The sequence below is a fragment of the Oceanobacillus sp. FSL W8-0428 genome, assembly GCF_038004405.1.
Classification (GTDB): Bacteria; Bacillota; Bacilli; order Bacillales; family Amphibacillaceae; genus Oceanobacillus; species Oceanobacillus sojae.
The window spans coordinates 4,727,089-4,742,338 of the sequence record NZ_JBBORB010000001.1 but is presented as its reverse complement, the minus strand read 5'-3'; the positions used below and the strand labels follow the sequence as shown (position 1 = coordinate 4,742,338).

Here is a 15,250-nt window from a genome sequence, read left to right as displayed (position 1 = left end):
AAAACTGATCTTGAACATCTTCTATAAATATATGATTGGCGGGATGATTGTGTGAACGCCTATAAATTAGGATAAATAGGCTGCGGATAATTACAGGGAGAGGAAAAGTGAAAAAGGGTAAACTCAAGATAATGAGTTTACCCTTTTATAGAGGAGATGATTATACTAATTTATAAAGTGGTCCAGCTTTTCTTATGTTTTCACTTACTTCTGTGAATTTCTCGAAATTCATATGGAATTTGCCAGCCAGTACCTTTGCTTCTGTTTCATAGCTTTCTTTATCCTCCCAAGCATTTTTAGGAACAAGAACTTCATCTGGAACACCTGGAATCGATTTTGGAATGGCTAATCCAAAAATTTCATCTATTGTTGTTTCCACGTTATTCAGTTCACCAATTAAAGCTGAATGGACCATTGCCCGGGTATAGGAGAGCTTCATTCTGTTTCCAACCCCGTAAGCACCACCAGTCCAGCCTGTGTTAATAAGAAATACATTGGCATTAAATTTATCAATTTTTTCTCCAAGCATTTCTGCATATACTGACGGATTTAACGGTAAAAATGGAGAACCAAAGCATGCTGAGAATGTTGCAACAGGCTTTGTCACACCACGTTCTGTTCCAGCCAGCTTACTGGTGTATCCACTCAGGAAATGATACATTGCCTGTTCTTTTGTCAGTTTACTGATTGGCGGTAAGGTTCCTGATGCATCCGCTGTCAAGAATATAATGGTATTTGGGTGTCCAGCGACACTAGGCTCTAGGCTATTATCAATATTTTCTAATGGATAAGCAGCACGTGTGTTTTCGGTTAAAGAAGTATCATCATAGTCAGGGACCCGCGTATCTTCATCTAATACTACATTTTCTAAAACAGATCCATAGCGGATAGCATCAAAAATTTGCGGCTCTTTTTCTGCCGATAAATTAATGCATTTTGCATAGCAGCCACCTTCAATATTGAATACGCCATCTTCACTCCAGCCATGTTCGTCATCTCCGATTAATCGTCTGTCAACATCTGCTGAGAGTGTAGTTTTTCCAGTTCCGGATAATCCGAAAAATAAAGCTACATCGCCTTCTTCTCCTACATTGGAGGAGCAATGCATGGACAGGACATCTTGCTCAGGCAGAAGGAAATTAACTACAGAGAAGATTGATTTTTTTATCTCTCCTGCATATTCTGTTCCTCCAATAAGTACAATGCGCTGTTCAAAAGAAATTAAAACAAATGCTTCTGAATTTGTACCGTCTGCTTCAGGATTGGCTTTGAAACCGGGAGCAGAGATTACTGTAAAATCAGCTTCGTGCAATTGCTCCATCTCTTTTTCAATAGGAATAAATAATTGTCTTGCAAATAAATTGTGCCAAGCATATTCATTAATAACTTGAATAGGCAGTTTATACTTTTCATCTGCACCGGCATAGGCCTGGAGATGAAAAATTTCTTCTTTGTTATCTAAATATGCAATCACTTTGTCAAGCAGCTGATTGAAGGTATCCTCATCAATTGGCTGATTGACATTTCCCCAGTCTACTTTATCTGCTGATAAGGCATCTTTTACAATAAATTTATCTTCTGGAGAACGTCCTGTATATTTTCCAGTGGTAGCACGGATAGCACCAGTAGCTGTCAATTTCGCTTCATCACGATTGATAATTTTTTCAATAAGTTGGCCTACAGAATAGTTGCTGTAAATATTTGTTGAAGTGAACTCCTCCAGAATACTTCTCCGCAATATTTTCATAAGACAATTATTCACTCCTTTTAATGGTGTAGAATTCATTTTATCCTTAAAATATGTTTATTAGTATAACACATTAAATATAATAGTCCATACTACTTTATGAAAAAATATTTTTTATGCTACATAGGGTAATTGGGTTGACAGGAGAGGCTTGTTTCGTTAATCTAATTATTGAACGGATACTCTTATTCAGAGATGGTGGAGGGACAGACCCGATGAAGCCCAGCAACCTCACATAATGTGAAAGGTGCTAACCTGATGCAAGGATCATTCCTTGAACAATAAGAGCGAAAGGCCAATATGTTTCCCTTTCCTCATGTATTTTGAAGGAGAGGTTTTTTTGTTTTTAGGAGACTTTTTAAATATATTAAAAGTTTGCATAAAAAATGAAACCACATTGGGTGGAATGATAGATTTACATTGAAACAGAGTTCCGTAACATACAAGGAAAAGGGGAGTTAGCCTTATGGCTGCAAATCGTCGTTTATTTACTTCTGAGTCAGTTACTGAAGGGCATCCGGATAAGATGTCTGACCAAATTTCTGATGCTATTCTGGATGAGATTCTTTCGAAGGATCCAAATGCGAGAGTAGCGTGTGAAACAACTGTTACAACTGGAATTGTTTTAGTTGCCGGAGAGATTTCTACAAGTACGTATGTAGATATTCCTGCAATTGTACGTGAAACAGTAAAGAATATTGGATACACCCGAGCAAAATATGGTTTTGATTCTGAAACTTGTGCAGTGTTAACTGCTATTGATGAGCAGTCTCCTGATATTGCTGGAGGTGTGGATATAGCGTTAGAAGCAAGGCGGGGACAGGAAATTGAAGAGGAAATTGAAGCAATAGGAGCTGGAGACCAGGGCTTGATGTTTGGGTTTGCCTGCAATGAAACAGAAGAGCTTATGCCTCTGCCAATCTCTTTGGCTCATCGTTTATCCAGAAGATTAGCAGATGTCCGTAAAGAGAAAATTGTGGATTACCTGCGTCCTGATGGAAAGACTCAGGTAACGGTGGAGTATGATGAAAATGATCAGCCGTTACGTGTAGATACTATTGTTGTTTCTACACAGCATCATCCAGATATAACAAATGAACAAATAGAAGCGGATATTATTAAACATGTTGTAGAAGCTGTTGTACCAAGTGAATTACTGGATGATAAGACAAAATACTTCATTAATCCGACTGGCCGTTTTGTATTAGGCGGACCACAAGGGGATGTCGGCTTAACAGGAAGAAAAATCATTGTTGACACATATGGAGGCTATGCAAGACATGGCGGTGGAGCCTTTAGCGGGAAAGATGCAACGAAAGTGGACCGTTCTGCTGCTTATGCTGCACGCTATGTTGCTAAAAATATCGTTGCTGCAGGTCTGGCTGATTCCTGTGAAGTTCAATTAGCCTATGCTATTGGTGTAGCACAGCCGGTCTCTATTTCGATTAATACATTTGGCACAGGGCTCGTCAGTGAAGAAAAATTAGTGGAAGCAGTGCGCGAGCTATTCGATCTGCGTCCGGCAGGTATTATCCGTATGCTGGATTTGAGAAGACCAATCTTTAAAAATACCGCTGCTTATGGTCATTTTGGCCGCACAGATATTACATTCCCGTGGGAAAAAACAGATAAAGTGGAAGAATTAAAAGCTTTAACTGCTAAATAAAAAAATGTCAGGTATCTGAGGATGCCTGACATTTTTTACATGCAATCAAGATGGTAGTGATGCTATTTATCCATCCCCATTGATGTTTCTCTTAAATAATACTGTCCTTTTTCCACGTAGGATTTGCGGATACGTTCCATTTCTTCATAATCCTTATCCGTTAATTCACGGACTACCTTAGCAGGCCTGCCCATTGCTAAGGTTCTAGGAGGTATTTTCTTCCCTGGAGGCACCAGACTCCCGGCACCGACAAATGCATGCTCTCCAATTTCTGCACCATCCAAAATAATGGAACCCATACCGATAAGTGCATGATGGCGTATAGTTGCTGAATGCAAGGTCACCTGATGACCTACTGTTACATCATGTTCAAGTATTAACGGCATATTTGGACTTTGATGCAGCATAGAAAGATCCTGTATATTTGTCCGTTTACCAATTTTTGTAGGGGCGACATCTCCCCGGATAACAGTATGAAACCAAATACTTGCTTCTTCTTCAATTGTTACATCACCATTAATCACAGCATTTTTTGCAATGAATGCAGCAGGATCAATAGATGGAGAGATTCCTTTATAAGATTCAATCATCTGTATTCCTCCAACTAATTTATAATGATTAAAGTATATCAGAGGAAATATTTTCTGGAAAGAAGTCTGAAAAACAGATGATTTTCAGCTGTTTATGGAAAGGGTAATCATTTATATTTACACCATTTTAAAACGATTTTTTAAGTTATAGGCATATATTCTAAACCGCTTATTTCTTATGAATAATAAGTTTGAATGTATATTTATTTCTGTATAACCTCTACAGATACGAATATTTTTATGGTAGAATAAATAAGCTGGTTACATAACGATAGTGATAAATAAATAGATAAATGCTATCTTGGTTTATTCCATTCGTAATCTTGGAGATGGGGAAACCGGCAGTTGTTTCAGTTATTACTGGGACAAGTAATTGTATAAATCGGTCTAATCTATCAATGATTAAAATATTATTCAAACAGGTGAACTTTTAAAGTAAAAGTATTTCTTTGAAAATGAATTTTTGGCCTGTCAGGAAGAAAACTGATTTATCGGTAAAAAATGGGGTTGTACTTTCATGTTAATTCAAATTGTCATAGGAATTTTATTTTTTATTGGTGTTTATATACTGATTAGTGATGAACAAAAATGGCTGCGCGTAACAACGTACAGTTATATTATTTTGTTAACGATCATTTTTGCAATTGGGTATATTACGGAGTTAAACAGTCTGCAGAACTCTGAACTATTCGATATTTCTGCACTGCAACAATGGGTTTACGTATTCGGGTACTTGTATTCAGTTCCACTGATGATTGTATCGGCTTATATTTGGATTCCCTATCCGAAGAAATATAAAACACTGCGGAGCCGCGTTCTCATGATTGCACTTATTATATTTATTATCATGACAACCGGACATTTCTTAAATTTATTCTTCCGATTATTATTTTTAGGGATTGCTTAATAATCAAAAGAAACGCCTGATTCAGGAGCGTTTCTTTTTTTCGATAGCGATTAAAAATGGAGCCTGATTTTGTTGATTAATAAATTTGTATTGGAGTACTTGATACTCTTTTTGATTTAATTGCGAAGTGTAAGAAAGAACAGCTTCTTTTTCTTCCAATCCGCCGGCGTGTCCGTAATATATAACTAAGATAATCAGACCTTTTGTTTTTAGCTTTTCCAATATAGCTTCTATAGCTGCAAGAGTAGAATGGGGCTTTGTAATAATAGATTTATCACTTTTTGGTAAATAACCAAGGTTGAAAATAGCTCCGCCGAAAATGTTTTCTTTAATATATTCAGGAATCTTTTCATGGCTGTCTTGAATTAAAGATACATTATGACAGTTATTTTCTTGAAGCTTTTCTTGCGTTTTTTGAATAGCCTGCTCTTGAATATCGAATCCATAAACTTTGCCTGCAGATCCAACTGTCTGACTTAAAAACAATGTATCATGACCGTTTCCACAAGTGGCATCAATTGCTATATCTCCTTCTTTAAGACTTTCTCTTAATAGGGTATGTGCGTAGGTTAAAATATTTAATAGCATGTAGCTGTCTCCTTATGTACTTTTCTGACTCAAGTGTTCAAAATATCATCATTTATCACAGTGTAGTTGACTATATGACCTCTGCTCCCAAAATGGAAAGAAAGCAAAAATTTTAAGCGGAAACCAAGCATTCAGTAACGCTCCAACTTGGTTCGGTCTTAAATGATGAAGTTTTCTTTTTATTATAACAAAGTAAAGCAGGTTCATGCTTATTAGTTATATAAGGAAAAATAAATAAGTTTATCCAAATTTCTTCAATATACTGTTTCCAAATACATAAAATTGTGTATACTAAAGGTAAGATAAATTTTTATCAACTTGACATGGTATGTTTATTTCATTATAATTCCAATATCATAAAATTAAAGACAGTGAAAAAGGATCAGTAATAGGTTGTATCAGTTCCAGAGAAGCAGTGGGTGGTGAAAACTGCTACTGGTAAACATATGAACTCACCTTTTTAGTTTGCAGTAATGAAAATAAAGTAGTTACTGTCGTTTCATCAACGTTACTGATGTCAAGCGAGCGCTGATGCGCTAATTTGGGTGGTACCGCGGGAATAATCACAGCTTCTCGTCCCTTCATAGGGATGAGTGGCTTTTTTTATACCTAATTTTAGGGGTGTTAGGTTATAGATACCAGTGTCGTGTGTGATTGAACGATGCAACAGTCATGAAAGAAAGGAAGGATTACAATGAGCTTTCAACATTTGGAAATCGAGAAAAAATGGCAAAAATATTGGGATGAAAATAAAACATTCAAAACAAATACATTTTCCAATAAAGAAAAATTTTATGCACTTGATATGTTTCCTTATCCGTCCGGTCAAGGGTTACACGTTGGACACCCGGAAGGATATACAGCTACAGATATTTTAGCCAGAATGAAAAGAATGCAGGGTTATGAAGTCATGCACCCGATGGGCTGGGATGCATTCGGGCTTCCGGCTGAACAATATGCAATTGATACTGGAAACAGTCCTAAGGAGTTTACAGAAGCGAATATTCAAACCTTTAAGAGACAGATTAAAGAGTTAGGTTTTTCCTATGATTGGGATAGAGAAGTTAATACAACAGATCCTGATTATTACAAATGGACACAATGGATTTTCAAAAAGCTTTATGAAAATGATCTTGCTTATATGGATGAAGTGGCTGTAAACTGGTGTCCGGCTCTTGGAACCGTCCTTGCAAATGAAGAAGTAATTGACGGTAAAAGTGAACGAGGAGGGCATCCGGTAGTCCGTAAACCGATGAAACAGTGGATGCTTAAAATAACTGCGTATGCAGATCGCCTGCTTTCTGATTTGGAAGATCTGGATTGGCCGGAAAGCCTGAAAGAAATGCAACGTAACTGGATCGGGCGTTCAGAAGGTGCTGAGGTAACATTTTCTATTGAAGGGCATGATGAAACCTTTACTGTATTTACGACACGTCCAGATACATTATTCGGAGCAACATATGCAGTAATGGCTCCTGAACATCCATTTATTAAAAAGATTACAACGGCTGACCAAAAAGAAGCTGTGGAAAATTATTTGCATGAAGTACAAACAAAATCTGATTTAGAGCGTACAGACCTTGCTAAAGATAAAACAGGTGTATTTACTGGTGCCTATGCTGTAAATCCTGTTAACGGTGAGAAAATGCCGATATGGGTAGCAGATTATGTATTGATGAGTTATGGCAGTGGAGCAATTATGGCTGTACCTGCACATGATGAGCGTGATTATGAATTTGCCAAAGTTTTTGAACTTCCAATTAAAGAGGTTGTTGCTGGTGGAAATATAGAAGAAGAAGCTTATACCGGAGATGGCTCTCACGTAAATTCAGAGTTCTTGGATGGTCTGAGTAAAGACGAAGCTATTTCAAAAATGATTGATTGGCTGGAGAAAAATGAAAAAGGTACAAAGAAAATTACGTATCGTTTGCGTGATTGGCTTTTCGCTAGACAGCGTTATTGGGGTGAACCTATTCCAATTATTCATTGGGAAGATGGCAGTATGACAGCAGTGCCGGATGAGGAACTTCCTCTGGAACTTCCTGAAATGACAGAGATTAAACCATCAGGAACTGGCGAATCTCCACTTGCTACGAATGAAGAATGGGTGAATGTAGTAGATTCCGAAACGGGGATGAAGGGCAGAAGAGAAACAAATACAATGCCGCAATGGGCGGGCAGCTGCTGGTACTTCCTTCGTTATGTTGATCCGCATAATAAAGAACAGCTTGCTGATCCCAAAGCATTGGAAGAATGGCTTCCGATTGATATTTATATCGGTGGTGCAGAACATGCTGTACTTCACCTTCTATATGCACGTTTTTGGCATAAATTCCTTTATGATATCGGCGTTGTCTCTACAAAAGAACCTTTCCAGAAATTGTTTAACCAAGGGATGATTCTTGGAGAAGGTAATGAGAAGATGAGTAAATCAAAGGGGAATGTAGTTAATCCGGATGATATAATTACTTCTCATGGTGCAGATACATTAAGGTTGTATGAAATGTTCATGGGACCATTAGATGCATCTGTTGCCTGGTCAACAAATGGTTTAGACGGCTCCCGCCGTTTCCTGGACCGTGTCTGGAGACTGTATATTAATGACGATAACTCGTTAACAGATAAAATTACAGATGATGCCGCAACAGAGCTGGATAAGGTTTATCATGAAACGGTGAAGAAGGTAACAGAAGACTTTGAGAACCTTCACTTTAATACAGGAATTTCTCAAATGATGGTATTTGTTAATGAATGCTATAAAGCAGATTCGATTCCCAAAAATTATGCAGAAGGGTTTGTGAAGCTTCTTTCTCCGGTTGCACCACATATGTGTGAAGAGATTTGGCAAAAGCTTGGCAACGAAGAATCTATTAGTTATGCCGGCTGGCCTGCTTATGATGAATCGAAGCTTGTTGAAGATGAGGTTGAGGTAGTTCTGCAGGTAATGGGGAAAGTTCGTGCAAAACTAAGCGTTCCAGTAGGTACTGCAAAAGATGATCTTGAAAAAATGGCATTAAGTGAAGACAGCGTTCAAAAGTGGTTGGAAGGAAAAACAATCCGGAAAGTAATTGTTGTTCCAGATAAACTTGTTAATGTTGTAGCTAATTAATACCTTTATTAAATAAATGTATATTATAAGAAACCGGACTATAATCAACGTTCTACCGTGAGAACATGATTAGTCCGGTTTTTTAACGGAAAAAATGAATTTTTTAGCTGGCAGAGTCATCTATATGAGGGAGGTCCGTTTGTAAAGCAGTTTTTAGCAATATCCACTTGTCCTTATCGTAAACCCAAATTGATTCAACAGTTCCAATTCGGTCTGCATGATAAGCCCCGCTGATTTGCTGATAACTTTTTAAGCCTGCCTCATTTTTATCTTCTAAATCAATTACTTCAAAAAATGCAACCGGATCAATCATCAGCGTTGTCGGTTCCAAAAGCTGACCCTGATCATTGTATAATTTCAAACGAATATATTCTTCTTTCTGCCCGGAGACATCTAAAATGATAGGGGGTTCTTTTGGCAGTAACTGAACGGATACTTTAAAATCATTCATAAATTCTCCTTTCACCGGTTGTTCTACAGGAAGAGGAAGCTCAATAAAATTATCTTTTTCCCATTGATTCAGTTGAGAAGTATACAGTCCACCGCTTCCACCAGTTGGACTCTGATAAAGAATATCTGTTACGCCATTATGTGTTAAATCGGCAAATTGTAATTCCGGATCATAACCTCCGCCATAGTTAATCCGCCATGTTTTATCAGAAGAATGGCTTGAAATATCGACCCAAATATCTTGATAATAAACACCGTCTTCAGCAAATAATTTCCCTTTTAACTCTAACAGTTCTACTTCTCCATCACCTGTAACATCCTCTTCGTAAGTATGGATAAGTATTCCGTCATTTGGAGTCGCTTCTGCCGGAGCAAAAAATAGAGTTAAAAACAATAAACTGATATAAACCATTATGTCACCTTCTATTTCTAAAGAGATTAAGTTTTGCTTTAGTTTAATCAAACGAGTTGAATCCTATTCACTATCCATTTAATATGATAAAGAAGAATGTAATAAAAGGAGATGAGAGAAAATGGAAGATATTAAAGAGCTTTCCCCGGAGGAAGTAGAAGCTATAAAAGAGAATGATAATATTCAGCTTATTGATGTTAGAGAAGATGAAGAAGTAGCACAAGGAATCATTGAAAATGCACTTCACATTCCTTTAGGTGATATAACAGATGTCTATGCAGACTTAGATAAGGAAAAAGAATATATTATGATTTGCCGTTCTGGACGAAGAAGCTATAATGCAGCTGCTTTTTTACAAGAACAGGGATTCAAGGTGAGGAATATGAGCGGCGGAATGTTAAATTGGCAAGGAGAAGTTATTATTAAATAATAACTAAGCTCATCATAAACGTTGGCCTATATATAATTAGCCAAAGAAAATGTTCCGCAGGGAAGTGAAAAACCTGCGGAATAAATTTGAATGCAGGAAGACATTCTTTATTAAAGTAAAGAGAGTTATTGTAGCTCTGCATTCTGTTTACAGAAGGTACTTACAAAATGTGAGTATATTATATGTATTTTTATAGAGGAAGAAGTATAAAAAAGGACAGGAAATGCAGTTTGTTTTAACGAGAAGAAAGTTACCGGGCATGTGTTGACTTAATTTGTCGATAATGCTATAATAAAAATCCAATGTTCAGTTGATACTTTTTAAAAGATTTCAATAAAAAGTTGTTGACGAGATATTGGATATATGATATATTTATTTGGTCGCTTTTTTAAAGCGACAAAGAAATTGCTCTTTGAAAACTGAACAAAACAACCAGTACGAAAGAAGAAAAACACCTCGTTTTTCTTGAATATTTAAGTCAGAAGTTGACTTCTGAAAGCTAAAGAAACAAACACTTTTATGGAGAGTTTGATCTTGGCTCAGGACGAACGCTGGCGGCGTGCCTAATACATGCAAGTCGAGCGCGGGAAGCGGACAGAACTCTTCGGAGGGACGTTCGTGGAACGAGCGGCGGACGGGTGAGTAACACGTAGGCAACCTGCCTGTAAGACTGGGATAACTCGCGGAAACGCGAGCTAATACCGGATAATACTTATCATCTCCTGATGGTAAGTTGAAAGGCGGCTTTTGCTGTCACTTACAGATGGGCCTGCGGCGCATTAGCTAGTTGGTGAGGTAATGGCTCACCAAGGCGACGATGCGTAGCCGACCTGAGAGGGTGATCGGCCACACTGGGACTGAGACACGGCCCAGACTCCTACGGGAGGCAGCAGTAGGGAATCTTCCGCAATGGACGAAAGTCTGACGGAGCAACGCCGCGTGAGTGATGAAGGTTTTCGGATCGTAAAACTCTGTTGTCGGGGAAGAACAAGTATGATAGTAACTGATCGTACCTTGACGGTACCCGACCAGAAAGCCACGGCTAACTACGTGCCAGCAGCCGCGGTAATACGTAGGTGGCAAGCGTTGTCCGGAATTATTGGGCGTAAAGCGCTCGCAGGCGGTTCTTTAAGTCTGATGTGAAATCTTGCGGCTCAACCGTAAACGTGCATTGGAAACTGGAGGACTTGAGTGCAGAAGAGGAGAGTGGAATTCCACGTGTAGCGGTGAAATGCGTAGAGATGTGGAGGAACACCAGTGGCGAAGGCGACTCTCTGGTCTGTAACTGACGCTGAGGAGCGAAAGCGTGGGGAGCGAACAGGATTAGATACCCTGGTAGTCCACGCCGTAAACGATGAGTGCTAGGTGTTAGGGGGTTTCCGCCCCTTAGTGCTGAAGTTAACGCATTAAGCACTCCGCCTGGGGAGTACGGCCGCAAGGCTGAAACTCAAAAGAATTGACGGGGACCCGCACAAGCGGTGGAGCATGTGGTTTAATTCGAAGCAACGCGAAGAACCTTACCAGGTCTTGACATCCTTTGACCGCTCTGGAGACAGAGTTTTCCCTTCGGGGACAAAGTGACAGGTGGTGCATGGTTGTCGTCAGCTCGTGTCGTGAGATGTTGGGTTAAGTCCCGCAACGAGCGCAACCCTTGATCTTAGTTGCCAGCATTTAGTTGGGCACTCTAAGGTGACTGCCGGTGACAAACCGGAGGAAGGTGGGGATGACGTCAAATCATCATGCCCCTTATGACCTGGGCTACACACGTGCTACAATGGACGGAACAAAGGGAAGCAAGCCCGCGAGGTCAAGCAAATCCCATAAAACCGTTCTCAGTTCGGATTGTAGGCTGCAACTCGCCTACATGAAGCCGGAATCGCTAGTAATCGCGGATCAGCATGCCGCGGTGAATACGTTCCCGGGTCTTGTACACACCGCCCGTCACACCACGAGAGTTCGTAACACCCGAAGTCGGTGAGGTAACCTTTTTGGAGCCAGCCGCCGAAGGTGGGACGAATGATTGGGGTGAAGTCGTAACAAGGTAGCCGTATCGGAAGGTGCGGCTGGATCACCTCCTTTCTAAGGATATATAACGGAATTTTGTACTTGGTTGTTTGGTTCAGTTTTGAGAGAGCAATCTCTCAAGGAACTTCTGTTAAAACCGTCACGTCCATGTGACAACACAGAAGTCACCACATCCGTGTGGAAGCTTGTACCTTGAAAACTAAATAAGAGTAACAACGACATCAAACTTTAGAAATAAGGCAAAAAAAGCTATTGATATAGCAACACAACTGATTACGAAGTAATCAGCAAACTTATTCCAAAACTTTAGTTAAGTGAATAAGGGCGCACGGTGGATGCCTTGGCACTAGGAGCCGATGAAGGACGGGACTAACACCGATATGCCTCGGGGAGTTGTAAGTAAACTTTGATCCGGGGATTTCCGAATGGGGGAACCCACTGTTCGTAATGGGACAGGACATCTATCTGAATACATAGGGTAGATGAGGCAGACCCGGGGAACTGAAACATCTCAGTACCTGGAGGAAGAGAAAGAAAAATCGATTTCCTGAGTAGCGGCGAGCGAAACGGAAAGAGCCCAAACCAAGAAGCTTGCTTCTTGGGGTTGTAGGACACTCCATTGGAGTTACAAAGAAATTCTTTAAACGAATCGACTTGGAAAGGTCAGCCGAAGAAGGTAACAGCCCTGTAGTTGAAAAGGAATTTCCTCCGGAGTGTATCCTGAGTACGGCGGAACACGTGGAATTCCGTCGGAATCCGGGAGGACCATCTCCCAAGGCTAAATACTACCTAGTGACCGATAGTGAACCAGTACCGTGAGGGAAAGGTGAAAAGCACCCCGGAAGGGGAGTGAAATAGAACCTGAAACCGTGTGCCTACAAGTAGTCGGAGCCCGTTAATGGGTGACGGCGTACCTTTTGTAGAATGGACCGGCGAGTTACGATTGTATGCAAGGTTAAGTGGAAGACACGGAGCCGTAGCGAAAGCGAGTCTGAATAGGGCGAATGAGTATGCGGTCGTAGACCCGAAACCGTGTGATCTACCCATGTCCAGGGTGAAGGTCAGGTAACACTGACTGGAGGCCCGAACCCACGTATGTTGAAAAATGCGGGGATGAGGTGTGGGTAGCGGTGAAATTCCAATCGAACACGGAGATAGCTGGTTCTCTCCGAAATAGCTTTAGGGCTAGCCTCAAGATCGTGAGTACTGGAGGTAGAGCACTGATTGGACTAGGGGCCCCTACCGGGTTACCGAATTCAGTCAAACTCCGAATGCCAGTTACTTCAACTTGGGAGTCAGACTATGGGTGATAAGGTTCATAGTCGAAAGGGAAACAGCCCAGACCGCCAGCTAAGGTCCCAAAGTATACGTTAAGTGGAAAAGGATGTGGCGTTGCACAGACAACCAGGATGTTGGCTTAGAAGCAGCCATCATTGAAAGAGTGCGTAATAGCTCACTGGTCGAGTGACGCTGCGCCGAAAATGTACCGGGGCTAAACGTATCACCGAAGCTGCGGATTGTTCTTACGAACAATGGTAGGAGAGCGTTCAAAGTGCAGAGAAGTCAGACCGTGAGGACTGGTGGAGCGCTTTGAAGTGAGAATGCCGGTATGAGTAGCGAAAAAAGAGTGAGAATCTCTTTCACCGAATGCCTAAGGTTTCCTGAGGAAGGCTCGTCCTCTCAGGGTTAGTCGGGACCTAAGCCGAGGCCGACAGGCGTAGGCGATGGACAACAGGTTGATATTCCTGTACCACCTCATGATTGTTTGAACAATGGGGGGACGCAGGAGGATAAGGAGTGCGCACTGATGGATGTGCGTCCAAGCATGCGAGGAAGTCAGATAGGCAAATCCGTCTGACAAATTTCTGAGCTGTGACGGGGAGGGAAATATAGTACCGAAGTTCCTGATTTCACACTGCCAAGAAAAGCCTCTAGTTAGATCATAGGTGCCCGTACCGCAAACCGACACAGGTAGGCGAGGAGAGAATCCTAAGGTGAGCGGGAGAACTCTCGTTAAGGAACTCGGCAAAATGACCCCGTAACTTCGGGAGAAGGGGTGCTCACTTGTGAGTGAGCCGCAGTGAATAGGCCCAAGCGACTGTTTAGCAAAAACACAGGTCTCTGCGAAGCCGAAAGGCGAAGTATAGGGGCTGACACCTGCCCGGTGCTGGAAGGTTAAGGGGAAGAGTTAGCTCTTCGGAGCGAAGCTTTGAACCGAAGCCCCAGTAAACGGCGGCCGTAACTATAACGGTCCTAAGGTAGCGAAATTCCTTGTCGGGTAAGTTCCGACCCGCACGAAAGGTGCAACGACTTGGGCACTGTCTCAACGAGAGACCCGGTGAAATTATACTATGCGTGAAGATGCGCATTACCCGCGACAGGACGGAAAGACCCCGTGGAGCTTTACTGTAGCCTGATATGGAATGTTTGTGCAGTTTGTACAGGATAGGTGGGAGCCTTTGAAGCGTGAGCGCCAGCTTACGTGGAGGCACCCGTGGGATACCACCCTAACTGTATGACCATTCTAACCCAGGACCGTAATCCGGTTCGGAGACAGTGTCAGGCGGGCAGTTTGACTGGGGCGGTCGCCTCCTAAAAGGTAACGGAGGCGCCCAAAGGTTCCCTCAGAATGGTTGGAAATCATTCGTAGAGTGTAAAGGCAGAAGGGAGCTTGACTGCGAGACCTACAAGTCGAGCAGGGACGAAAGTCGGGCTTAGTGATCCGGTGGTTCCGCATGGAAGGGCCATCGCTCAACGGATAAAAGCTACCCCGGGGATAACAGGCTTATCTCCCCCAAGAGTTCACATCGACGGGGAGGTTTGGCACCTCGATGTCGGCTCATCGCATCCTGGGGCTGTAGTCGGTCCCAAGGGTTGGGCTGTTCGCCCATTAAAGCGGTACGCGAGCTGGGTTCAGAACGTCGTGAGACAGTTCGGTCCCTATCCGTCGTGGGCGTTGGAAGTTTGAGAGGAGCTGTCCTTAGTACGAGAGGACCGGGATGGACACACCGCTGGTGTACCAGTTGTTCCGCCAGGAGCATAGCTGGGTAGCTACGTGTGGAAAGGATAAGTGCTGAAAGCATCTAAGCATGAAGCCCCCCTCAAGATGAAACTTCCCATCACTTCAAGTGAGTAAAATCCCTCAGAGACGATGAGGTTGATAGGTCCGAGGTGGAAGCGTGGCGACACGTGCAGCTGACGGATACTAATCGATTGAGGACTTATCTAAGTTTTTTGATGTCACGTTACTCTTATTTAGTTTTCAGGGTGCAAATTTAAAAAAAGTGTTGCATTTTTATTCTGAAGTGCATATAATATAACTTGTC

Annotated in this window: 8 protein-coding genes, 2 rRNA genes, 1 riboswitch and 1 other annotated feature; of the genes, 6 read left to right on the top strand and 4 right to left on the bottom strand. The window is 41.6% G+C overall.

Annotation, left to right across the window (positions count from 1 at the left end; translation table 11 throughout):
• Positions 1 to 160: 160 nt before the first annotated feature.
• Positions 161 to 1,747 carry a phosphoenolpyruvate carboxykinase (ATP) gene (gene pckA / locus MKY30_RS22805; protein ID WP_156988592.1) on the bottom strand — a complete coding sequence of 529 codons (1,587 nt, stop codon included), beginning with the start codon at positions 1,745 to 1,747 and terminating at the stop codon, positions 161 to 163.
• A 182-nt stretch (positions 1,748 to 1,929) separates the two neighbouring features.
• A riboswitch (SAM riboswitch) is annotated at positions 1,930 to 2,035 on the top strand.
• A 178-nt stretch (positions 2,036 to 2,213) separates the two neighbouring features.
• Between pckA and metK the strand changes: the two genes are divergently transcribed.
• Complete coding sequence (gene metK, locus MKY30_RS22800) at positions 2,214 to 3,413, top strand: methionine adenosyltransferase (RefSeq protein ID WP_147211575.1); 1,200 nt, start codon at positions 2,214 to 2,216, stop codon at positions 3,411 to 3,413.
• Between the two features lie 62 nt (positions 3,414 to 3,475).
• On the opposite strand, the gene MKY30_RS22795 is transcribed toward metK, so the two are convergent.
• Positions 3,476 to 4,003, bottom strand: coding sequence for a gamma carbonic anhydrase (locus MKY30_RS22795; protein ID WP_147211574.1), 528 nt, complete (start codon positions 4,001 to 4,003; stop codon positions 3,476 to 3,478).
• A 517-nt stretch (positions 4,004 to 4,520) separates the two neighbouring features.
• Between MKY30_RS22795 and MKY30_RS22790 the strand changes: the two genes are divergently transcribed.
• A complete protein-coding gene (locus MKY30_RS22790; protein WP_147211573.1) occupies positions 4,521 to 4,910 on the top strand; it encodes a hypothetical protein in 390 nt (129 codons plus the stop codon).
• 21 nt (positions 4,911 to 4,931) lie between these two features.
• Here the strand turns inward: MKY30_RS22790 and MKY30_RS22785 are convergent, their stop codons facing one another.
• Positions 4,932 to 5,498, bottom strand: a complete 567-nt coding sequence (locus MKY30_RS22785) for a class I SAM-dependent methyltransferase (RefSeq protein WP_156988597.1) — start codon at positions 5,496 to 5,498, stop codon at positions 4,932 to 4,934.
• Between the two features lie 362 nt (positions 5,499 to 5,860).
• Positions 5,861 to 6,082: a binding site (T-box leader), on the top strand.
• A 110-nt stretch (positions 6,083 to 6,192) separates the two neighbouring features.
• Here MKY30_RS22785 and leuS point away from each other — a divergent pair.
• The gene (gene leuS, locus MKY30_RS22780) at positions 6,193 to 8,607 is read left to right on the top strand and encodes a leucine--tRNA ligase (RefSeq protein ID WP_156988599.1); all 2,415 of its coding nucleotides are present in this window, start codon (positions 6,193 to 6,195) and stop codon (positions 8,605 to 8,607) included.
• 103 nt (positions 8,608 to 8,710) lie between these two features.
• Here leuS and MKY30_RS22775 read toward each other — a convergent pair whose 3' ends face one another.
• Positions 8,711 to 9,469: a hypothetical protein gene (locus MKY30_RS22775; RefSeq protein WP_147211570.1), complete on the bottom strand. Its 759-nt coding sequence runs from the start codon at positions 9,467 to 9,469 to the stop codon at positions 8,711 to 8,713.
• A gap of 121 nt (positions 9,470 to 9,590) precedes the next feature.
• Here MKY30_RS22775 and MKY30_RS22770 point away from each other — a divergent pair, with 121 nt between their 5' ends.
• The 3 genes from MKY30_RS22770 to MKY30_RS22760 all read left to right on the top strand — a co-directional run bounded on the left by MKY30_RS22770 (position 9,591) and on the right by MKY30_RS22760 (position 15,153).
• Complete coding sequence (locus MKY30_RS22770; RefSeq protein ID WP_147211569.1) at positions 9,591 to 9,899, top strand: rhodanese-like domain-containing protein; 309 nt, start codon at positions 9,591 to 9,593, stop codon at positions 9,897 to 9,899.
• A 516-nt stretch (positions 9,900 to 10,415) separates the two neighbouring features.
• Positions 10,416 to 11,978 (top strand): 16S ribosomal RNA (locus MKY30_RS22765).
• A 254-nt stretch (positions 11,979 to 12,232) separates the two neighbouring features.
• Positions 12,233 to 15,153: ribosomal RNA gene (locus tag MKY30_RS22760) — 23S ribosomal RNA — on the top strand.
• Together the 16S and 23S rRNA genes form the textbook arrangement of a ribosomal RNA operon.
• Positions 15,154 to 15,250: the final 97 nt, after the last annotated feature.

What these genes read in the sequence shown, in the direction of transcription:
- MKY30_RS22770 (WP_147211569.1), top strand. Translation starts at nt 9,591, where the DNA reads ATGGAAGATATTAAAGAGCTTTCCCCGGAGGAAGTAGAAGCTATAAAA.
- metK (WP_147211575.1), top strand. Translation starts at nt 2,214, where the DNA reads ATGGCTGCAAATCGTCGTTTATTTACTTCTGAGTCAGTTACTGAAGGG.
- MKY30_RS22790 (WP_147211573.1), top strand. Translation starts at nt 4,521, where the DNA reads ATGTTAATTCAAATTGTCATAGGAATTTTATTTTTTATTGGTGTTTAT.
- MKY30_RS22785 (WP_156988597.1), bottom strand. Translation starts at nt 5,498, where the DNA reads ATGCTATTAAATATTTTAACCTACGCACATACCCTATTAAGAGAAAGT.
- pckA (WP_156988592.1), bottom strand. Translation starts at nt 1,747, where the DNA reads ATGAAAATATTGCGGAGAAGTATTCTGGAGGAGTTCACTTCAACAAAT.
- leuS (WP_156988599.1), top strand. Translation starts at nt 6,193, where the DNA reads ATGAGCTTTCAACATTTGGAAATCGAGAAAAAATGGCAAAAATATTGG.
- MKY30_RS22775 (WP_147211570.1), bottom strand. Translation starts at nt 9,469, where the DNA reads ATGGTTTATATCAGTTTATTGTTTTTAACTCTATTTTTTGCTCCGGCA.
- MKY30_RS22795 (WP_147211574.1), bottom strand. Translation starts at nt 4,003, where the DNA reads ATGATTGAATCTTATAAAGGAATCTCTCCATCTATTGATCCTGCTGCA.